Origin of the sequence: Bacillus sp. FSL M8-0071 (genome assembly GCF_037975455.1) — a bacterium.
Lineage (GTDB): Bacteria > Bacillota > Bacilli > Bacillales > Bacillaceae > Bacillus > Bacillus subtilis.
Window position 1 is genome coordinate 4,055,303 of record NZ_CP150256.1, and the last position, 19,494, is coordinate 4,074,796.

A 19,494-nucleotide genomic window follows, 5' to 3' on the forward strand; every position below is an offset into this window, starting at 1 on the left:
CACTCCATTATTTTCATTGATCTGTATCTAAAATCGTACTCTCCAAAGCATTCACAGTAAAATACTCTTGTACTGTCTTTTTCTCACCGTTCACTTTTTTCTCGTACTCGACCGTAATTCTCCATACCGGCGCCAGCACCTGCGTACTTGTCAGCGGATATTGTGCTACATAGCCGAATTTACAGCTCTTCACAGTGCTGTATTCTTTTAATTGATTTTGATAGTACAATAGCTCAACCGCATCCATTTCAGTAATTAAGCTTTCTTTCTGGATTTGCTTGAAGGTCTCAAGCGTAGTCTGGTCGTATGACACAACCTCGTTTTTACCGTTTAAGTGCAGCACCACTTGCCCGATCATATTAGAGGGATTGTCGGTCTTTTGGTAAATATAATGACCTTCGTACGTTTGGAAGAAAATAATTTCTTTCTTCGATTTATCAACCTTCCAAAGCTTATATTTTTCGCCATCTTGAATTTTCGAAGAAACAAGTGCCTGAGCATCGTCCTCGATATCCTTCTTTGATAGGGCGATTGGATTTGCAAACTTCATTTTCAGGCTCGTTACTTTATGATCATCACTAGGCATGTCCATTAAAGGCTTTTGATCCTTCAGCGCCTCAATTTCCTCCTTGGAGAAAGACTTTTGATTTGCCGTGATCCGATAACCTTCTGTCGCTTCCTTATTCAAACCTTCATACGTGATATGATCGGCCTTCATGTCATGCTCGACATCATTTTTAATGACTTCATATTCTTTGCCGGTAGCCTGCCATTTTTGAAAAAACTGATAGCCTAAGAAAATATCTAAAATGAGGAAGGCAACGATGAAGATTGATTTTGTCTTATTCCACTCCACTGTTAGCCCCCTCCTTCCTCAATAAGTCCTTTGTAATCGGCACAATTTTTCCATTTACTTTCATCGCCCAAACCGGTTCCAGTTCAACGAGAGGATCATCGTTGGTTGATGTTGATACCAATTGATAAGCAAGGAAGATCTGATCAATTTTGTCCGTATCATAAGCGGTTTGTTTCGAAAGCAGCATCTTCACTTCGCTGCCGCTCATGAGCTCTGTTTCACTTGTTTTAATCGGATTCGTTCCGAGACTGTAATTCGGCCGCTTATAGCTGAGAATATCATCATTCGCCCATTGCACCGTAATCGCCGATGTCGCTCCGAAAGGTTTGGCGGTGCTGTTAATGACCGGGATCTGATCCATAAAGATATAGAAACTCAGCTGCTGGCTGTCATTGATACTGAAAAATTGATAGTGATCCGTCCAGCTTCCGGTATCCTCAAGGTATTTTTGGCTCTTTTTGATTAACTCACCTGTTTGATAGGATGTGCTCTGCACCAAATTGCGCTGCTGGAATTGCACCTGTCGCTGGCTTAGATTCACATCTAAACGGCTGATCCCATCTGTCAGCACATTTCTGTTGTTGTAATTCGAATCTTCTCTTACAATGCTCGGATCACTAAACAAAGCCTGCTTAAAGGTATTTGTTTTAATCGATTCTGTGACAAATTCTTTTTTGTCCATCGTAAGCGGTTTGTTCGGCAGCAAGAACTCTTTCTTTGAGCCAATGGAGAACAAACTGAACGCCGGCATATTTGATTGCCTGTTTTTCAAGTCGTTCATAATGTTCCGGTAGTTTGCCGACTCAACCGTCACTTCAAGAATGAGCTGTTTGCTGTAAGACACCAAATAGATTTTCTTGTTCGCTTTTGTTTCATTGAACGGGATCAGAATATGATCAAACGAACTGTATTCAAACGACTGATTAGACCATTTAAACAGCGTTTGGAAAATATCAATCGGAATCGTATCGCTGAATTGCAAGTCAAGCTTGGCTTCAGAACCGCCTATTCCATAAAACCAGCTCTTGAATCCAGACTTGTCATACTGATCCGAAATATCTTTAATTCCTTTTACATCCCAATGCGGCAAGTCAGACCAGATTTCTTCATAGAGGGCATTGTCATCCACTTTGTAATGAGCGCCGTCATCATGGATAAACATGTCCCTCGGCCTTACTGTTTCAGACAGCTTTTGGGTGGTTTTTTCGATTTTGTGTTTCTCACGCACAGTAGACTCTGTTGAGGATGAGCCTTCAGAAAAGTTTGGCTGGAACGTCCATATCCCCCATGTAAAAACAAGACTGATGACGACGAGTACCGTAAGTAATATCGTTTTTATATTTTCACGCTTCATCCCAATCATCCTCTTGTTCCTCTTTATATGGAAGAGTAAATGTAATCGTCGTGCCTTTTCCTTCTATGCTGTCCGCCCAAATATCTCCGCCGTGCGCCTGTACCATTTCCTTGGCAATCGCCAATCCCAGACCGGTGCCGCCAAGCTTTCTCGTTCTCGCTTTATCCACCCTGTAGAAGCGGTCAAAGACTTTTTCGACATCTTTTTTCGGAATACCAATCCCTTCATCCTTCACGCTGATATAGAGAAGTTCTTCCCCTTCATTGACATCAATCGAGAACGTGACATGTCCGCCTTCCGGTGAATATTTTAAAGCGTTAGAAATAATATTATCGAGCACCTGCGTTATTTTATCCTGGTCAATCTCGACGTACAGATCTCTGTCCGGCAGATTGCGGATAAACTCCACATGCTGCTCTTTTGTCATTTCAAAACGGTCAATAATAAGCGACATAAACCGGACAATCTGAATCCATTCCCGGTTAAATTGATAATCCTTGCTGTCAAATTTCGACAGCTGAAGCAGATCATTGACAAGCCGGATCATACGCTCTGTTTCATTTTGCGTCACCATTAAGAAGCGCGGAGCAATGTCTTTATTTTCCCACGCGCCTTCGGCTAACGCTTCTAAATAGCTGCGCATTGTCGTAAGCGGCGTCCGCAGCTCATGTGATACATTCGCAACGAATTCTCTGCGTTCCTGATCCATTTTCTCTTGTTCGGTTACATCGTAAATGACAGCGATTAAACCATCAATTTTGCCGTGTTCCCTTTGAATCACAGAGAAATTCACGCGAAGCACCGTTAATTCATCATCGCGCTCAATTTCAAGCAGCATAGAATCCTGCTGCTCCACTAAATCTTCAAAAGTATAATTCTCTTGAAGCCCCAGCAAACTCGTAATCGGCATTTCTAAGGCTGTTTCACGTGAAACGTTCAACAGTTCCAGCGCCGGGCTGTTTAAGAGAATAATCGCTCCGTTTCGGTTTGTGGCGATAACGCCGTCTGTCATATAAGCAATGACAGAGGCTAGCTTTCTGCGTTCTCCTTCAGTCATCGCCTGGGCATCTTCAAGCTCTCTCGTTAAGTGGTTAAACGTTGTGGCCAGCTGCCCAATTTCATCATGACCATACTTTTTAACCTTCCTCGAGAAATTCCCTTTCGCAAGCTCCATCGCCTGCTTTCGCATATCTGAAAGCGGGTGGGTAATGGTTCTTGCCAGAAAAATACCGAGAAGAGCCGTCAAAACAAGTGCCAAACCTGTGCCGGACGCCAGTATCGTGTTGATCGTCTTCATTTGATTAAAGACATCTTCCATACTCGCGACAACATAGATCGCGCCCACAACCTCTTGGTTTTCAGTCATGACGGGCTTCGCGGAAATAAGAACTCTGATTTTGCTTTTCGGGTCATAATATTTTCTTAAATACGACTGTTTGGTAGAAAAAATTCTTTTGAAAATCAGATCGGTCGTTTGTTTCCCTGCCACTTCCTCACCATACGGCTTTGAAGAACCGACCACTTCATAGCTTTTATCTACAAAGCTAATTTCCCGAACCTCATCACTTTTCGTGAAGTCATTCAAAATACGGCTGACGTCATCCTTTATGACGGTACTGTCGTTATCGCTCTTATATTCTTGTTCGATATAATAAGAAAGGTTGTCGATTCGCTGATTCAGCGATTGTTCATAAGAGCTGATCAGCGACTTCTCTACCTGATTGACAAAATACACACCAATGATTTGCATGGCAATGATAATCAAAAGCACATAAATCAAGGTAATCTTAAATTGGATCGACCGAAAAAAACCAACCTTATTCATATGGGCATTAGTCCTGTTCTGGGTTTCTCAAGTAATAACCTACACCGCGGCGTGTGACGATCCAATTTGGATGGCTCGGGTTGTCCTCGATTTTTTCACGAAGCCGGCGGACTGTTACGTCAACCGTTCTGACATCGCCGAAGTAATCATAGCCCCAAACGGTTTGAAGCAAATGTTCACGGGTCATCACTTGTCCGATATGTTTTGCTAAATAATGAAGCAATTCGAACTCACGATGAGTCAATTCGATTGTTTCGTCTCGTTTTGAAACAACGTACGCGTCAGGGAAGATGACGAGAGAGCCGATATGAATCTCGTTAGAGGAAGGCTCTTCCTCCGCAGGCGCTGTCGTCAGCTGGCGACGCAGGTTCGCTTTTACACGCGCCAAGAGCTCGCGTGTGCTGAATGGTTTTGTGACATAGTCATCGGCACCGATTTCAAGCCCGATAACCTTGTCAATTTCTGAATCCTTAGCCGTCAGCATAATGATTGGCATATCGTATTTCTTTCTGACTTCGCGGCATACTTCAACGCCGTCTTTATTCGGGAGCATAATATCTAAAAGAATTAAATCAGGCTGAAGCTCTTCTACCATTTCAACGGCTTCGTTTCCGTCGTGGGCACAGTGCACTTCATAGCCTTCTTTTCTTAAGTTAAATTCCAATATATCTGCAATCGGTTTTTCATCATCTACTACAAGGATCTTTTTATCCATCATTTTGATTTTCCTCCTGCCGAATGACTTCATTTCATCTATATAACATTCGTTTCATCACTTATGGCCCATGTAAAGAATGGGTCCTTGTCTATTATAACGGTTTAAGGTCAAAAGATAAAAAAAATAAAGGTTTAGAAAAAAAACACATGTTTCACCTTTATCGCCAGTTGTTTATCTATTGTCATGCTGGTCAACTTTTTTTAAAAAAGATAACTTTATTGAAACCTCCCCTCACCGGAGTGCGTCTTTATCAATGACGTCTTCTTCTTTGAACCGGCCGCAGGGCCGGTTCTCCCTTTTTCTTCTATTATAACACTCCTCATGTTTGCCTTTTTCCTAAAAGAAAAAACGCACCTACGATTGCAGATGCGTTTGGTAAGTGGCTCGGGACGGAATCGAACCGCCGACACACGGATTTTCAGTCCGTTGCTCTACCAACTGAGCTACCGAGCCAAATGTTTTATTTTTCTCTACTAAGTAAAGTAAAATGGCGGTCCGGACGGGACTCGAACCCGCGACCTCCTGCGTGACAGGCAGGCATTCTAACCAACTGAACTACCGGACCTTACAGTAATTGCCCGGAGAGCTGTCGTGTCAGCTCTCACAGACAAATAAGGAATTTAGCAATAACGCTAAAGTAAATCAATGACCCGTACGGGATTCGAACCCGTGTTACCGCCGTGAAAGGGCGGTGTCTTAACCGCTTGACCAACGGGCCTTCACGAAATGGTGAGCCATGAAGGACTCGAACCTTCGACCCTCTGATTAAAAGTCAGATGCTCTACCAACTGAGCTAATGGCTCTTAAAGATGTCGGAATTTCTATAGAGCAAACGACTTAGATCTAGTTCTTATCTCGTACTCTATTGAAGCAGTTTCCGTAACAACGAGATTTATAATATCACGAACAAATAGAAGTGGCAATAACTTTTTTGGTTTTTTTTCATATTTTTTTCTCAGACCAACTTATATGCGGCTTTCAAACAAAAACAAGCCCCTTAAATAGGGGCTTGCAGACATATTCTATTTAGTTCGCACGGTACACACTGCGAAGGACATTTGTTTGTGAGCGGTCTGGACCGACAGAGAAAATAGAAAGCGGAATGCCTGTCAGCTGAGACACACGCTCAAGATAATGGCGCGCATTTTCCGGAAGCTCGCTCAAGCTCTTCGCACCTGTAATATCCTCAGTCCAGCCTGGCATTTCTTCATATACCGGCTCACATTCAGCAAGTGCCTTAAGACTTGCTGGGAATTCTTCAATGATTTCGCCTTTGTAGCGGTATGCCACACAGATTTTCAACGTTTCAATTCCTGTTAGGACGTCAATTGAGTTCAGAGAAAGATCTGTAATTCCGCTCACACGGCGGGCGTGGCGGACAACAACGCTGTCAAACCAGCCGACACGGCGCGGGCGGCCTGTTGTTGTTCCATATTCGCGTCCGACTTCACGGATTTGATCGCCGATTTCATCTTTCAGCTCAGTCGGGAAAGGACCGTCGCCGACACGAGTCGTATATGCTTTTGATACACCGACAACGTGCTTGATTTTGGTTGGGCCGACACCAGAACCGATCGTGACACCGCCGGCAACCGGGTTAGATGACGTAACAAACGGGTATGTTCCTTGGTCGATATCGAGCATAACCCCTTGTGCGCCTTCAAATAATACACGGCGCCCTTCATCAAGAGCATCGTTTAAGACAACAGATGTATCGCAAACATATTTTTTAATCTGCTGGCCGTACTCATAATATTCGTCTAAGATATCCTCAAGTTTAAACCCTTCTGTCTCGTACATTTTCTCGAGAAGACGGTTTTTTTCTTCAAGATTGCGCTCAAGCTTTTCCGCAAACGCGTCACGGTCTAACAGATCCGCGATGCGAATTCCGATGCGGGCTGCTTTATCCATGTAAGCAGGGCCGATTCCTTTTTTCGTTGTGCCGATCTTGTTAGCCCCTTTACGCTCTTCTTCCACTTCATCCAATTTCAAATGATACGGCAGAATCACGTGAGCTCTGTTGCTGATTCTCAGGTTATCTGTACTCACGTTGCGCTCATGAAGATACGCAAGCTCTGTGACTAATGCTTTCGGATCTACAACCATTCCGTTTCCGATTACACACGTTTTATCCTTATAGAAAATTCCAGACGGGATTAAATGAAGCTTATATGTGATTCCGTCAAACTTGATTGTATGCCCTGCGTTATTTCCGCCTTGATAACGGGCGATCACTTCTGCATTTTCTGATAGGAAATCTGTAATTTTACCTTTTCCTTCATCGCCCCATTGCGTACCTACTACAACTACTGAAGACATGTCCGTGCACCTCCGTTAACCTTTCAAAACGATTCTATTCAAACAAATCAAGTTTATCAGTGAAGAAACAGAAAGTCAATTGTAAATCCGAACATTAAATTATTGTAAATCTATATTCGTTCGCTTTCATTCGTTTTATAAGCGTTTTCTCACGGTTTTGTCATAAAAAGCTTGCGAAACTTTCACCCTTTAGCATAAGAAAGAATCACTTGCCTGATATCCCTTTTGAATTCATAAAAACGACCCGCCAGCCGTCCGGGTCCTCTATCGTCACTCCCCCATTGCTCCAGTACGGGTTCTCTGATTCGACCTCTTGATAGCCCATGTGCTTTAGCTTTGAAGTGATCGCTGCCAGTTCATCTGCATTCGGCACATAAAAAACAAGAAGGCTGTCGGGATGGGGAACGGGGGCAGTGCTTCCACCTTCATACTGGGTGAATTCCAAATGATAATCGGCATGAGGAAGGCCGAACATGACACCGTCATACCCGTTATGCTGTGAAAATTCTCCTATTCGTTTCAAACACAGTCCCTCTTCGTAAAAACGAATAATCTCATCAAGCTGGCCCGTAGGACGCGCAATTCGGATTTGTGCTGCTTGAAAAGACGAAAAACGTTTTCCCATATTGTTACCATCTCCTTTTTGCACCATTTTATTAAAACGCTTTCAAATTTTCATCCGCTGAGCGAACGGTATTTCTTCCATCTTTCGAATGAAAAAAAAACCCCAAGAGCAGCTCTTGGGGCTTATGCGCCGGGCGGAACGCCTGCGTCATCAAAACGCCGTTCCAGGTTGACGAATTTGTTGTATTCTTTTACGAACGCAAGAGACACGGTTCCTACCGGGCCGTTACGCTGTTTGGCGATAATAATTTCGATAATATTTTTATTCTCGGTTTCTTTGTCATAGTAGTCATCACGATAAAGGAACGCGACAATATCCGCGTCCTGCTCGATACTTCCTGATTCCCGGATATCAGACATCATCGGACGTTTATCCTGACGCTGCTCAACACCCCTGGAAAGCTGAGAAAGGGCGATAACAGGGACTTGCAGCTCCCTGGCAATCGACTTCAGTTCACGGGAAATTTCAGATACTTCCTGCTGACGGTTGTCCTTTGAACGACCGCTTCCCTGAATCAATTGCAGGTAATCGATCAAAATCATGCCCAGCCCGCTTTCCTGCTTCAAGCGGCGGCACTTGGCACGGATTTCACTCACCCGAATACCCGGTGTATCATCGATGTAAATCCCGCTGTTCGACAGGCTTCCCATTGCCATCGTCAGCTTGCCCCAATCCTCTTCGGTCAGGTTACCTGTACGGAGATTCTGGGCATTGATGTTTCCCTCGGCACAGAGCATACGCATAACGAGCTGCTCTGCACCCATCTCAAGACTGAAAATCGCTACGCTCTCATCGGTCTTCGTCGCCACGTTTTGTGCGATGTTCAGGGCAAAGGCTGTTTTCCCTACTGACGGACGGGCAGCCACAATGATCAAGTCGTTGCGCTGGAAACCCGCAGTCATCCGGTCAAGCTCCGTAAACCCTGTTGGAATCCCCGTGATATCACCTTTTCGATTGTGAAGCTGTTCGATATTATCATAGGTCTGGACAAGGACGTCCTTAATATTTTGGAAGGCACTCGTGTTTTTGCGCTGTGCCACTTCCATAATCGTTTTTTCCGCTTCACTTAGTAAATCCTCGACCTCATCCTCACGGGTATACCCGTCTTGAGCAATCGTTGTCGCAGTTCTGATTAATCGGCGAAGAATCGATTTTTCCTCAACGATTTTCGCGTAATATTCTATGTTAGCCGCTGTCGGCACCGAGTTTGCGATATCTGTCAAATATGAAATGCCGCCTACTTCTTCCAGCAGGTCTGTGTTCGCAAGCTCTGATGTTACTGTCACCAGATCAACCGGTTCACCTCGGTCACCGAGCACCAGCATCGCATTATAGATTTTTTGGTGGGACATTCTATAGAAATCATCTGGAATCAATACTTCTGAAGCCAGTGTTAAAGCAGACGGCTGTAAAAAAATAGCGCCTAACACGGCTTGTTCGGCTTCTATATTTTGCGGAGGAAGCCGGTCATTCAGAAGGTCTGTCATGCTAAGCACCGTCCTCTCATTAAAAAATCTCCAACCTCCATTCTACCATTTCTACAGAAAAAAAATAGAAAAATTGTCTGTTTCCTGTTTTTTTCAGTTAGCAGATTGGATCGTTTCGGACAGTAACAAGGCGGGAAAAATGCAATAAAACATGAGGGAGGAATGAAAGATGATAAAGAAATATGCGATTACACCTAATGTTGATGCGGACGGCTGGTTTATTGAGGTGGAGAATGTAGCGCCGACAGCTTTGTATACGTCTAAAGACGCCGCTATTGAAAAAGCCAAACAGGTGGCTAAGGAAAACAGTCCGTCTAAGCTTGTAATTTATGACCAGTTTAAAAATGTGGAAGAAGAACACTCATTTTAATGAATGAAAGCCTTCGCTGCAGCGAGGGTTTTTTAGCGGTTATCGGTTTATTTCATCCATTGGATGCCTATGTGCATCATCAAATCTGCCGCTTTTTGATACAGATCCCACTCTCCGATCGAAGCAAATTTCCCCATCAGCTCCTGAAGCTTTAGCCTCACTGCTATATATTCTTCGAAAGTGACAGCTTTTTCAGTGTCTATTTGGTGTTCCTTCAGCATTTGTTTTAATAAAGACAACGGTGCGTGCATAAGAACCCTCCTTACCTCTTTTATAACGGTCATTTTCCGATTGCTCTATTCCTTTGTGACATCTTCTTACATTTCACATCTGATTCTTGTACAATGGACAGAAGAGAGGAGGGATCTTTTGTGAGACCTTTGCAAATTTCTGCTGAAACTGCACAAAAGCTTGCAGAGTCCTTGAATCTGCCGCTTGAACAGATCATGCATATGCCTCAGCATATTCTGCTTGCCAAAATGGCTGAACTGCAAAAAGAGGACAAATCATAGCCTTCATTCACATACTTGCTTACTTGTTTCGGGATAATATCATGTATATGTTAGAAAAGAGGAGTAACTGCTTTGCCACATCCACATAATAAAAAAATCCAATCATTTTGGCTGATCACCGGCATTATCTTTATCGCCTTTAACTTACGGCCCGCGATCACTTCAGTCGGTCCGGTCATCAGCTCTATCCGGGCAGAGCTGCACATGTCCAATGGGGCAGCCGGTTTTTTGACCGCACTGCCGCTGCTTTCGTTTGCAGTTCTTTCTCCGCTTGCACCTAAGCTTGGACAGCGCCTCGGAAATGAGCGAACTTTATGGCTAGGTCTCGTGATACTGCTGATCGGTGTTTTGACTCGTTCTACCGGCTATACTGCCGCTTTGTTTTTCGGAACGGCACTTATCGGCGTCGGGATTGCGATTGGTAACGTACTTTTGCCAAGCTTAATCAAACATAAATACCCTGAAAAGCCAGGGATCATGATCAGCCTGTATACGACATCAATGAATATATTCGCAGCTTTAGCATCGGGTGTCAGCGTTCCTTTAGCGACCCAGATGGATGGCGGATGGAAACAGGCTTTTCTCTTATGGGGCGGGCTGGCTTTACTTGCATTGCTGATCTGGATACCTCAGCTGCGCCATCGAGATACGGCAAACCAGACAATGAAGCTGCAATCCAGTTCCATTTGGGCTTCCAAAATGGCATGGTATGTCACCATCTTTATGGGCCTGCAATCGTTTTTATTTTACAGCAGCATCGCTTGGTTTCCTGAAATTCTCCGTTCACACGGGATTGATACGGCAACAGCCGGATGGATGGTATCACTCATGCAATTTGCGAGTCTGCCTTCCACTTTTCTGACACCAGTTTTAGCTGACCGTGTGAAACAGCAGCGCGGTATCGTTGCGGCGCTGGCCTCAGTTTATCTGATCGGCCTCTGCGGATTATTAGCGGGCGGAAGCCATACATTGCTTGCCATCTGGATGATCATTATCGGTATCGGGCAAGGCTCCAGCATTAGTCTGGCGCTCACTTTGATTGGTCTCCGCAGTGAAAATGCCCAACAGGCCGCTGCGCTGTCAGGCATGTCTCAGTCATTCGGCTACCTGCTGGCAGCAGTCGGGCCAATCTTTGTCGGCTATCTCTTTGACCAGACGCATTCTTGGACGATGCCGATTGTGCTTCTCATTGCTGCCCTGATCGTAATGGGAGCAGCTGGACAGGGAGCCGGACGAGATCGATACATTTTTCAGTCAGAAAAACAAAGAAATTCAGCATAAAAGCGGGGAAAATATCTCCGCTTTTTTCTTTGAATATTTATGGTTTATTCATAAGTTTTTCATATTTGTTTTTTACAATGAGACACCATAAAGAGGTGAAAAACGATGAAAACCAAACGATTCGACGCAGCCCTTATTTTTATTTTGCTGGGAGCAGCTTTTTTGAATACGTATCACATTTGGCAGGATGATACAGCGAACCAGTACTATTTGGCGGCTGTAAAAAGCATGACGCAAAGCTTCCATAATTTCTTTTATGCGTCATTTGACCCTTCTGGATTTGTGACAGTAGATAAGCCTCCTGTCGTGTTATGGATTCAAACGATTTTCGCACTGATTTTCGGTGTTCACACGTGGAGTGTCATCATTCCCCAGGCTCTTGCCGGAGTTGGGTCTGTATTCCTTCTCTACAGAATGATTAAGCCGACTTTTGGAATTGGAGCGGCCCGCATTGCCGCACTTGTCATGGCACTGATCCCTATCGCAGTAGCTGTCAGCCGGACAAACAATATCGACAGCATGCTTGTTTTTACCTTATTGCTCGGTTCAGCTTGTCTGCTTAGGGCAGTAAAACAAGGTAAGCTGGTTTGGCTGCTGACAGCATTTGCCCTGATTGGGCTCGCCTTTAATATGAAGATGATGCAAGCGTTTATGGTATTGCCTGCATTTGTGTTATTCTACCTGATTGCATCTCGGGTTTCTCTGAAGAAAAAAATCGGGTCCCTGCTTCTGTCTCTTGTCCTTCTGACAGGCCTTTCACTCTCATGGGCGATTGCAGTGGATTCAGCCTCTTCCTCAAGCCGGCCTTATGTAGGAAGCAGCCAGACTAACTCAGTGCTAGAACTGGCCTTTGGCTACAACGGCACAGAGCGTCTGCTTGGGCAAACTACGGGCCTTGCAAAGGGTGATATGAATGCTGCTGGCGGAGGGAACATGCAGAATCAAGACAACATGCAAGCGCCAAATGGCAACGGTTCATCTTTTTCTCAGAACGGAAATCAATCATTCGGAAACCATTCACAGGCGCCTCAGCCGCCTAACGGACAAACCGGCGCTCTCAATGGAGGCGGAGGCACACCTCCCACAGGCGGCAACGGGCCTGGAAATGGAGGGCCTGGCGGCGGAAAAAGCATGAATATGTTCGGCACCGGTGATCCTGGACCGCTTCGTCTTTTCCAATCAGCACTTTCCGGCCAAATCAGCTGGATGCTTCCATTCTCATTGATCGGATTACTGGGCGCAATCGTCAGCTGGTACCGTGATCGCCGCGGACATGCTGCTGAAATGAAAGAAACACTATTCTGGGCGGCTTGGCTTGTTCCCGTGGCTGGTTTCTTCAGCATCGCAGGATTCTTCCACCAGTATTATTTGATTATGCTGGCACCGCCGATTGCCGCCCTTTCTGGTATCGGATGGTATACGATGCACCGCTTATACAAAAATAATAAAGACTGGTCCAGCTATCTTCTGCCGGCAGCCGTTCTGATCACAGCCGTGTTCCAGGTGTATATTCTGAGCGCTTATACAAGCCAAATCAGCAGTGTATGGATGTATGCCCTGGGGCTCTTAGGACTGGGCATCTCCCTTGCACTTCTGATGCTTAAACGCAGCCATCCGTTCAGTAAGCAGCTGACCATCATCAGCTTGTGCGTTCTGCTTCTCACACCTGTTTACTGGTCAGCAACGCCGCTTCTATACGGTGGCAACAGCGTCCTTCCTGAATCCGGCCCGCAGCTCAAAGGCTCAGCAAACGGCGGGAACATGTTCTCTTCAGAGGTCGACAGCGGGCTCCTGTCCTATCTGAGAAAACACAATACCGGCGAAGAATATTTATTTGCTACTTTGACAACCGTAACAGCTGCGCCATACATCATTTACGAAAATGAATCTGTTATGGCAATGGGCGGATTTAACGGCACGGATCCCATTCTGACTGTGTCGGAACTGAAAAAACTGATCAAAGAAGGCAAAGTGAAATACTTCCTTCTGTCAGAAAACAACTCAGGCAACAGCGAACTTGTTTCCTGGATTAAGAAAAACGGAAAAGAAATAACATCTGACGAGTACAGCGGTTCCTCCAGCAGCACAAACAGCGTGCAGGGAATGCTAAGAGGACCTGGCGGAGAAAGCCAGCAAACTCTTTATCTCGTGGAATAAAAAAAGAGGCTTGGATTCATCCAAGCCTCTTTTCTATTAAGCTTCTTCTTTTACATGTACCTTTAACACAGCCTGCACTTCAGGATGCAGCTTCACAGGCACGTTTGTATATCCTAATGCACGAATGCCGTCCGGCAGTTCAAGCTTCCGCTTATCTACTTTAATGTTATGGTCTTTTTGGAGCTGTTCAGTAATTTGCTTGCTTGTCACTGAACCAAATAAACGGCCGCCTTCACCTGATTTTGCGCTAAGCTCAACAGTCAGTTTTTCTAATGTCTCTTTCAAGCTCTTAGCCTGCTCAAGCTCAGCAATGGCTTCTTTTTTCTCTTTCTGCTTTTGTCCGTTTAGCGCGCTGATGTTTGACGCGTTCGCTTCAACCGCGAGGCCTTTTTTAATTAGAAAGTTATGCGCATAACCGTCTGCTACGTTTTTGACTTCGCCTTTTTTTCCTTTTCCTTTTACATCTTGTAAGAAAATAACCTTCATCTCTGTACGCCTCCCTCAAAATACTCATCTATGGCGTGCTTCAGCCGTTCCAGCGCTTCAGAAACTGAAATGCCGGACAACTGAGTCGCCGCATTTGTTAAATGCCCTCCGCCTTCCAGGGCCTCCATGATGATCTGAACATTTACCTCGCCAAGCGACCGCGCACTGATACAAACCGTTTGTTCATCCCGTCTCGCCACCGCAAATGAAGCCTCAACCTCACTCATCGACAGCAGCGAATCGGCAGCCTGCGCAATCAGCACTTGATCGAAGTATTCCTCTTCATTTTCAGGAAGAGAAGCAATCGCTATGTTATCTTTATAGAGGACCGTATGCTGGATCAGCTTCGCCCGTTTAATATAGGAATCAACGGTTTCTTTCAGGAACTTCTGCACCAGCACCGTGTCGGCGCCTTTTGCCCTTAAATAAGAAGCCGCATCAAAAGTCCGCGAGCCCGTGCGGAGAGAAAAGCTCTTTGTATCCACTATTATACCAGCTAATAGGGCTGTTGCTTCAATCATATTGATTTTTAAGCGCTTCGGCTGATATTCAAGCAGCTCTGTCACCAATTCCGCTGTGGAAGAAGCGTATGGTTCCATATAAACGAGCAGCGGATCTCTGATAAACTCCTCACCTCTTCGGTGATGGTCGATGACCACGATATGTTCAATTTTATTGACCAGCCGTTCCTCCATGACGAGTGACGGCTTATGTGTATCAACGATCACAAGCAGTGTGTCATCATTGGAAATTTCCATTGCTTCTTCAGGCGTAATAAATCTTGACCACAGTTCTTCATATTTTTTGATTTCCCCAATCAAACGCTGCACACTTGATCCGATTTGATTTGGGTCAATCACGATAAAACCATCTTTGTTATTTGCCTGAGCCACCTTTAAAATCCCGATCGCTGCGCCGATAGAATCCATGTCGGGGAATTTATGCCCCATGATAATCACATTGCTGCTTTCGGTGACGATTTCCTTTAAGGCGTGAGAAATCACGCGGGCCCGCACCCTTGTTCGTTTCTCCATTGGGTTTGTTTTACCGCCGTAAAACTTCACCTTGCCGTTTGGCAGCTTAATGGCTACCTGGTCTCCGCCGCGTCCCAGTGCTAAGTCCAAGCTGGATTGCGCCAAATCGCCAAGTTCTTTCAGGGAAGAGACTGAAGCCCCGACACCGACGCTTAACGTCAGCGCTACACCGTCAAACGAGGTTTTTTCCCGCACTTCATCAAGAATCGAAAACTTCGAATTTTCGAGTTCAGTTAAGATGTGTTCATTAAGTACAGCGATAAAGCGTTCTGAAGACGTCCTTTTCAAGAAGATCCCGTACTCCTGCGCCCAAGCGTTCAGCAAAGATGTCACCTGGCTGTTCATCGTGCTTCTCGTCTGGTCATCCAATCCTTGTGTCACATCATCATAGTTATCAAGGAAAATATATGCCAGGACGGTTCTTTCGTTTTCATATAGCTTTTCAATCTGAATTTGTTCTGTTACATCAAAGAAATATAACAGACGCTCATCCCGTTTGATGACAACCCTAAACTTGCGGTCATTCAATGTAACCGTTTCCGATTCCACCTCTTGTTTGATAAGCGGCACTACCGATTCACAAGTATCGTAAAGTGATCTCCCCACTAAAGTGCTTTCATTAAAGCAAGAGGAAAGAAACGGATTTGCCCATTCTATATAATATTGGTCATTAAAAAGCATGATTCCAATCGGCATTTCCATCAATGCCTCTTCACCGACTTTTTTCAACCTGTAGGACAACGTAGAAATATAAGCATCAATCTCTTGTCGAATAAGAGAATCAGCACGCTTAATAAAAAACAAAATAACTGCCAGCAGCAGCACTTCGACGGTTCCTAATATCCAGTTAAAATAAAAGCTGATGAGGATTGTAATAATTGACAGAGCAATCAATGCATAGATGGGATACCGAAACAGCGGTTTTTCATAAAAGCTTGGCATTTCTATCACTCCCCACCATGTGAGTAAAACTCATGTTCACTTCACCTTATTCCTTATATGAAAGCCCATATCTAAAACGCCTAAAATGCGAATGGCTGCCATGAAGACCGGATGCACAAATCCAAGTATGACAGCAATCACAGCCGCAGCCTTTGGATATTGTTTCTTATGGCAATAGAAAAAGATAAATGATAAACCTTGGATGAAAATCAGAAACCCGAGTATAAACTCCCCATTTAAAGCGATAGAGTACAGCATTTGGCCTTTTTCTAAAGGCAAAAATGAAAGCATGACAATAATCAAATACAGTACTACAACACTTTGCGGAAACTTCAACTCTCTAAAAGGCTTTAGATTAGGAATATCGGGGGAGAATCGCCTTAAGAGCGGCTTAGCGATAAGGTAACTGAGGAAAGAAAAAATAACTCCTACCATCACAATAGCTGTTGGAAAAAGATATTGAACGATACCCAATTGTTCTTCCATCAGTTTTAATTGCTTCTCAAACTGTCCAGCATTGCCCGACTGCTTCGCTACAGTTTCTACCATATCAAGAGATTGCCGGTATTGTGTCATCGCCTCATCAATGATATTGATACCCAAAAACTGAATGCTTATCACAAAATAGAAGACAATACTAAGCATATAAATAAGAGCGCCCGAAATAATGGCGTGCCCGGGCTCTTTCCTTTTGAAAAAATGTCCCATGGCAATGCCGGCGCAAGCTGACATAAAAGCTACAATAAGCCCGTTAAAGGACCCGACAATAAAAACAACCGGAAGACTGACAGCGCCCATCCATATCCCTAGCTTCAATCCATGTCTGATCGTATACAAGATCATTGGCAGCGGCAGTGCAAATAACAGAATTGTTCCAATCACAGGAACATAAACGACCAGAAGCGTGATGATCGCAAACAGACTGATTAAAATAGCACCTTCCATTAAAGCTCTCGTTTGTTTCACTTAGTCACCTCGTATCATCCTGAACATACGAATAGAAAAGAGCAGCATAAACGACTGCTCTTTTTCATCGCTGCAACATACGTTGCACCGAATGTTTTTATATCATCTCTAAATTTTACTTTTATATTTTAACATAAGTCCAAATCGCAAGTAAAATGACGCTAATGTTTCATGTGAAACATAAAAAATGAAAAGACATTCTTTGAAAAGAATGCCCATCACAATTAATGTTTATCATCCATAAAGCCAGAAGATTCCTTGTTTTTCTTTTTCGTTTTTCTGACATACATAAAAATTAAGATCACCAGTAAAAGGGTTGTTGCTTGCAGAACGCCGCTGCTAAACAAGAAAAAGTTCTTTATCATGTCCCACATTGTGTTTCACCTCTTTGTGCATGTTCTCAACCCGTATCCTATATAAGGTGAATTTCCCTTTTTATAAACTTCAAAACATCATGAACAACATTGAGCGTTGGGCATATGCTGATATGGAATCTGATCGATAAAGGAGAATTTTCACATGGATGAACGCAGAACATTGGCTTGGCATGAAACATTAGAAATGCACGAGCTGGTTGCTTTTCAATCAAACGGACTCATTAAACTGAAGAAAATGATAAGAGAAGTAAAAGACCCTCAGCTCAGACAGCTTTATAACGTGTCTATTCAGGGCGTTGAGCAAAATTTGAGAGAGCTTCTTCCGTTCTTTCCACAGGCTCCGCACAGAGAGGATGAGGAAGAAGAACGCGCAGATAACCCATTTTACAGCGGTGATCTGCTCGGTTTTGCCAAAACATCTGTCCGCAGCTATGCCATCGCAATTACAGAAACAGCAACACCTCAATTAAGAAACGTACTGGTCAAACAGCTGAATGCTGCCATCCAGCTGCACGCCCAAGTTTATCGATACATGTATCAGCATGGATATTATCCGTCTTACAACCTTTCTGAACTGTTGAAAAACGATGTCAGAAACGCCAACAGAGCCATTTCAATGAAATAAAACAAGCAGCAAAGGAGTTCCCTTTGCTGCTATTTTTGCTGATCCTTCAGTAAACCGTTCGAACGATAAGATTCCAGCACGTCTCTGTTGGATTCTCCCCATTCTTTCATTTGCAAAACAATCGGTTCAAGCGTTCGCCCGAATTCCGTCAGAGAGTACTCAACCTTGGGCGGCACCTGTTGATAAACCTCACGATGCACGATGCCGTCCGCTTCCAGCTCCCTCAGCTGAAGAGTAAGCATTCTTTGAGTAATACTCGGGCAGATTCGCCGAAACTCATTAAATCGTTTCTTGCCATCTATCATGTGATAAAAAAGAATTCCTTTCCACTTTCCGCCAATGACATCTAGAGTAAATTCAACTGGACAGCCTTCTTTGTTCGGGTATATATTCTTTTTTCCACTCATTCTTGACCCTCCAATAGTACCTTTTTTGATACTACATTACATTTTGCAACTAAGCTACCCAGTATTTTACACACCTTTTCTCCCTAGCTCAAAGAAAATGCTTCTTATTCACATCAATTTTTAAGGGTTTGCATGATTACACCTGCAGCAAGACGTGTTAAACTATATAAAGATTACACTACTTAAAAAAAGGATAGGAGCTATCATGGAAAAGATACTTATTTTCGGACACCAAAACCCAGACACAGATACGATTTGTTCTGCGATTGCTTATGCTGATTTGAAAAACAAACTCGGCTTCAATGCTGAGCCTGTCCGTCTCGGACAAGTCAACGGCGAAACACAATACGCGCTTGACTATTTCAAACAAGAAAGCCCGCGTCTTGTTGAAACAGCTGCAAACGAAGTAAACGGCGTTATCCTGGTTGACCATAACGAACGCCAGCAAAGCATCAAAGACATTGAAGAGGTTCAGGTTTTAGAGGTTATCGACCATCACCGCATCGCTAACTTCGAAACAGCTGAGCCGCTTTACTATCGTGCTGAGCCTGTAGGCTGTACGGCTACCATCTTAAACAAAATGTACAAAGAGAATAACGTGAAAATCGAGAAAGAAATTGCCGGCCTTATGCTGTCTGCGATCATTTCTGATTCCCTGTTATTTAAATCTCCAACTTGCACGGACCAAGACGTAGCAGCAGCAAAAGAGCTTGCGGAGATCGCTGGCGTAGATGCTGAAGAATACGGCTTGAACATGTTGAAAGCAGGCGCTGATCTAAGCAAAAAAACAGTGGAAGAGCTCATTTCTCTTGATGCGAAAGAATTTACGCTTGGCAGCAAGAAAGTCGAAATCGCACAAGTAAACACAGTGGACATTGAAGATGTGAAAAAACGCCAAGCTGAATTAGAAGCTGTGATCTCAAAAGTTGTGGCTGAGAAGAATCTTGATCTGTTCCTTCTCGTTATCACAGATATCTTAGAAAATGATTCACTTGCTCTTGCAATCGGTAACGAAGCAGCGAAAGTGGAAAAAGCGTTCAACGTTACATTAGAAAACAACACAGCCCTCTTAAAAGGCGTTGTTTCCCGTAAAAAACAAGTCGTTCCTGTCTTAACAGACGCAATGGCTGAATAAGCAAAAAGCATCCCTTGT

19 protein-coding genes and 4 tRNA genes are annotated in these 19,494 nt (G+C 44.1%); 6 read left to right on the plus strand and 17 right to left on the minus strand.

What is annotated here, in order from left to right; genetic code table 11:
• Positions 1-13: 13 nt before the first annotated feature.
• From walI to dnaB, 11 genes are all read right to left on the minus strand, one after another.
• Complete coding sequence (gene walI, locus MKX71_RS20865) at positions 14-856, minus strand: WalRK two-component regulatory system regulator WalI (RefSeq protein WP_003244037.1); 843 nt, start codon at positions 854-856, stop codon at positions 14-16.
• Positions 843-2,210: a WalRK two-component regulatory system regulator WalH gene (walH, locus tag MKX71_RS20870; RefSeq protein WP_069323080.1), complete on the minus strand. Its 1,368-nt coding sequence runs from the start codon at positions 2,208-2,210 to the stop codon at positions 843-845. Before walH ends, walI begins: the two co-directional genes overlap by 14 nt.
• Positions 2,200-4,035, minus strand: coding sequence for a cell wall metabolism sensor histidine kinase WalK (walK, locus tag MKX71_RS20875; RefSeq protein ID WP_024572714.1), 1,836 nt, complete (start codon positions 4,033-4,035; stop codon positions 2,200-2,202). Before walK ends, walH begins: the two co-directional genes overlap by 11 nt.
• A 7-nt stretch (positions 4,036-4,042) precedes the next feature.
• Complete coding sequence (walR, locus tag MKX71_RS20880; RefSeq protein ID WP_003244363.1) at positions 4,043-4,750, minus strand: cell wall metabolism DNA-binding response regulator WalR; 708 nt, start codon at positions 4,748-4,750, stop codon at positions 4,043-4,045.
• Positions 4,751-5,133: 383 nt separating this feature from the next.
• Positions 5,134-5,206 (minus strand) — tRNA-Phe (locus MKX71_RS20885).
• A gap of 35 nt (positions 5,207-5,241) precedes the next feature.
• A tRNA-Asp gene (locus MKX71_RS20890) sits at positions 5,242-5,318 on the minus strand.
• Between the two features lie 81 nt (positions 5,319-5,399).
• A tRNA-Glu gene (locus tag MKX71_RS20895) sits at positions 5,400-5,471 on the minus strand.
• Positions 5,472-5,480: 9 nt separating this feature from the next.
• Positions 5,481-5,556: transfer RNA gene (locus MKX71_RS20900), tRNA-Lys, on the minus strand.
• 223 nt (positions 5,557-5,779) lie between these two features.
• Positions 5,780-7,072, minus strand: coding sequence for an adenylosuccinate synthase (gene purA / locus MKX71_RS20905; protein WP_003226929.1), 1,293 nt, complete (start codon positions 7,070-7,072; stop codon positions 5,780-5,782).
• A 205-nt stretch (positions 7,073-7,277) separates the two neighbouring features.
• Positions 7,278-7,697 carry a VOC family protein gene (locus MKX71_RS20910; RefSeq protein WP_029726112.1) on the minus strand — a complete coding sequence of 140 codons (420 nt, stop codon included), beginning with the start codon at positions 7,695-7,697 and terminating at the stop codon, positions 7,278-7,280.
• 122 nt (positions 7,698-7,819) lie between these two features.
• Entirely contained in the window at positions 7,820-9,184 is a 1,365-nt protein-coding gene (gene dnaB / locus MKX71_RS20915; protein WP_003226923.1) for a replicative DNA helicase, read from the minus strand.
• Positions 9,185-9,353: 169 nt separating this feature from the next.
• Here dnaB and MKX71_RS20920 point away from each other — a divergent pair, with 169 nt between their 5' ends.
• Positions 9,354-9,554: a DUF2188 domain-containing protein gene (locus MKX71_RS20920; protein ID WP_003226922.1), complete on the plus strand. Its 201-nt coding sequence runs from the start codon at positions 9,354-9,356 to the stop codon at positions 9,552-9,554.
• A gap of 47 nt (positions 9,555-9,601) precedes the next feature.
• Here the strand turns inward: MKX71_RS20920 and MKX71_RS20925 are convergent, their stop codons facing one another.
• Entirely contained in the window at positions 9,602-9,805 is a 204-nt protein-coding gene (locus MKX71_RS20925) for a hypothetical protein (RefSeq protein ID WP_015250806.1), read from the minus strand.
• A 120-nt stretch (positions 9,806-9,925) separates the two neighbouring features.
• Between MKX71_RS20925 and MKX71_RS20930 the strand changes: the two genes are divergently transcribed.
• The 3 genes from MKX71_RS20930 to MKX71_RS20940 all read left to right on the plus strand — a co-directional run bounded on the left by MKX71_RS20930 (position 9,926) and on the right by MKX71_RS20940 (position 13,504).
• Positions 9,926-10,066, plus strand: coding sequence for a YycC family protein (locus MKX71_RS20930; protein WP_003242786.1), 141 nt, complete (start codon positions 9,926-9,928; stop codon positions 10,064-10,066).
• A gap of 72 nt (positions 10,067-10,138) precedes the next feature.
• Entirely contained in the window at positions 10,139-11,347 is a 1,209-nt protein-coding gene (locus MKX71_RS20935; protein ID WP_024572082.1) for a CynX/NimT family MFS transporter, read from the plus strand.
• 105 nt (positions 11,348-11,452) lie between these two features.
• Positions 11,453-13,504 (plus strand): glycosyltransferase family 39 protein, encoded by a 2,052-nt coding sequence (locus tag MKX71_RS20940; RefSeq protein WP_339231601.1) that lies wholly within the window; start codon positions 11,453-11,455, stop codon positions 13,502-13,504.
• Positions 13,505-13,540: 36 nt separating this feature from the next.
• On the opposite strand, the gene rplI is transcribed toward MKX71_RS20940, so the two are convergent.
• The 4 genes from rplI to MKX71_RS20960 all read right to left on the minus strand — a co-directional run bounded on the left by rplI (position 13,541) and on the right by MKX71_RS20960 (position 17,306).
• Positions 13,541-13,990, minus strand: a complete 450-nt coding sequence (gene rplI / locus MKX71_RS20945) for a 50S ribosomal protein L9 (protein WP_003226915.1) — start codon at positions 13,988-13,990, stop codon at positions 13,541-13,543.
• A complete protein-coding gene (gene gdpP / locus MKX71_RS20950) occupies positions 13,987-15,966 on the minus strand; it encodes a cyclic-di-AMP phosphodiesterase GdpP (protein WP_003242517.1) in 1,980 nt (659 codons plus the stop codon). The genes rplI and gdpP overlap by 4 nt, the downstream gene beginning before the upstream one ends.
• A gap of 36 nt (positions 15,967-16,002) precedes the next feature.
• Positions 16,003-16,932 carry a YybS family protein gene (locus MKX71_RS20955; RefSeq protein WP_003226911.1) on the minus strand — a complete coding sequence of 310 codons (930 nt, stop codon included), beginning with the start codon at positions 16,930-16,932 and terminating at the stop codon, positions 16,003-16,005.
• A gap of 224 nt (positions 16,933-17,156) precedes the next feature.
• A complete protein-coding gene (locus tag MKX71_RS20960; RefSeq protein WP_003226909.1) occupies positions 17,157-17,306 on the minus strand; it encodes a hypothetical protein in 150 nt (49 codons plus the stop codon).
• 145 nt (positions 17,307-17,451) lie between these two features.
• Here MKX71_RS20960 and cotF point away from each other — a divergent pair, with 145 nt between their 5' ends.
• Positions 17,452-17,934 carry a spore coat protein CotF gene (cotF, locus tag MKX71_RS20965; RefSeq protein WP_003243364.1) on the plus strand — a complete coding sequence of 161 codons (483 nt, stop codon included), beginning with the start codon at positions 17,452-17,454 and terminating at the stop codon, positions 17,932-17,934.
• Between the two features lie 29 nt (positions 17,935-17,963).
• On the opposite strand, the gene hypR is transcribed toward cotF, so the two are convergent.
• Positions 17,964-18,341, minus strand: a complete 378-nt coding sequence (hypR, locus tag MKX71_RS20970; protein WP_014478546.1) for a transcriptional regulator HypR — start codon at positions 18,339-18,341, stop codon at positions 17,964-17,966.
• Between the two features lie 205 nt (positions 18,342-18,546).
• On the opposite strand from hypR, the gene MKX71_RS20975 reads away from it, so the two are divergent.
• Positions 18,547-19,476, plus strand: a complete 930-nt coding sequence (locus MKX71_RS20975) for a manganese-dependent inorganic pyrophosphatase (RefSeq protein ID WP_003226902.1) — start codon at positions 18,547-18,549, stop codon at positions 19,474-19,476.
• The last annotated feature ends 18 nt before the right edge of the window (positions 19,477-19,494 follow it).

Bases quoted from the DNA above. Each gene is read 5' to 3' on its own strand.
- MKX71_RS20975 (WP_003226902.1), top strand. From the start codon at position 18,547: ATGGAAAAGATACTTATTTTCGGACACCAAAACCCAGACACAGATACG.
- rplI (WP_003226915.1), bottom strand. From the start codon at position 13,990: ATGAAGGTTATTTTCTTACAAGATGTAAAAGGAAAAGGAAAAAAAGGC.
- MKX71_RS20910 (WP_029726112.1), bottom strand. From the start codon at position 7,697: ATGGGAAAACGTTTTTCGTCTTTTCAAGCAGCACAAATCCGAATTGCG.
- MKX71_RS20960 (WP_003226909.1), bottom strand. From the start codon at position 17,306: ATGTGGGACATGATAAAGAACTTTTTCTTGTTTAGCAGCGGCGTTCTG.
- MKX71_RS20920 (WP_003226922.1), top strand. From the start codon at position 9,354: ATGATAAAGAAATATGCGATTACACCTAATGTTGATGCGGACGGCTGG.
- walK (WP_024572714.1), bottom strand. From the start codon at position 4,035: ATGAATAAGGTTGGTTTTTTTCGGTCGATCCAATTTAAGATTACCTTG.
- purA (WP_003226929.1), bottom strand. From the start codon at position 7,072: ATGTCTTCAGTAGTTGTAGTAGGTACGCAATGGGGCGATGAAGGAAAA.
- dnaB (WP_003226923.1), bottom strand. From the start codon at position 9,184: ATGACAGACCTTCTGAATGACCGGCTTCCTCCGCAAAATATAGAAGCC.
- gdpP (WP_003242517.1), bottom strand. From the start codon at position 15,966: ATGCCAAGCTTTTATGAAAAACCGCTGTTTCGGTATCCCATCTATGCA.
- MKX71_RS20940 (WP_339231601.1), top strand. From the start codon at position 11,453: ATGAAAACCAAACGATTCGACGCAGCCCTTATTTTTATTTTGCTGGGA.
- walR (WP_003244363.1), bottom strand. From the start codon at position 4,750: ATGGATAAAAAGATCCTTGTAGTAGATGATGAAAAACCGATTGCAGAT.
- cotF (WP_003243364.1), top strand. From the start codon at position 17,452: ATGGATGAACGCAGAACATTGGCTTGGCATGAAACATTAGAAATGCAC.
- MKX71_RS20925 (WP_015250806.1), bottom strand. From the start codon at position 9,805: ATGCACGCACCGTTGTCTTTATTAAAACAAATGCTGAAGGAACACCAA.
- hypR (WP_014478546.1), bottom strand. From the start codon at position 18,341: ATGAGTGGAAAAAAGAATATATACCCGAACAAAGAAGGCTGTCCAGTT.
- walH (WP_069323080.1), bottom strand. From the start codon at position 2,210: ATGAAGCGTGAAAATATAAAAACGATATTACTTACGGTACTCGTCGTC.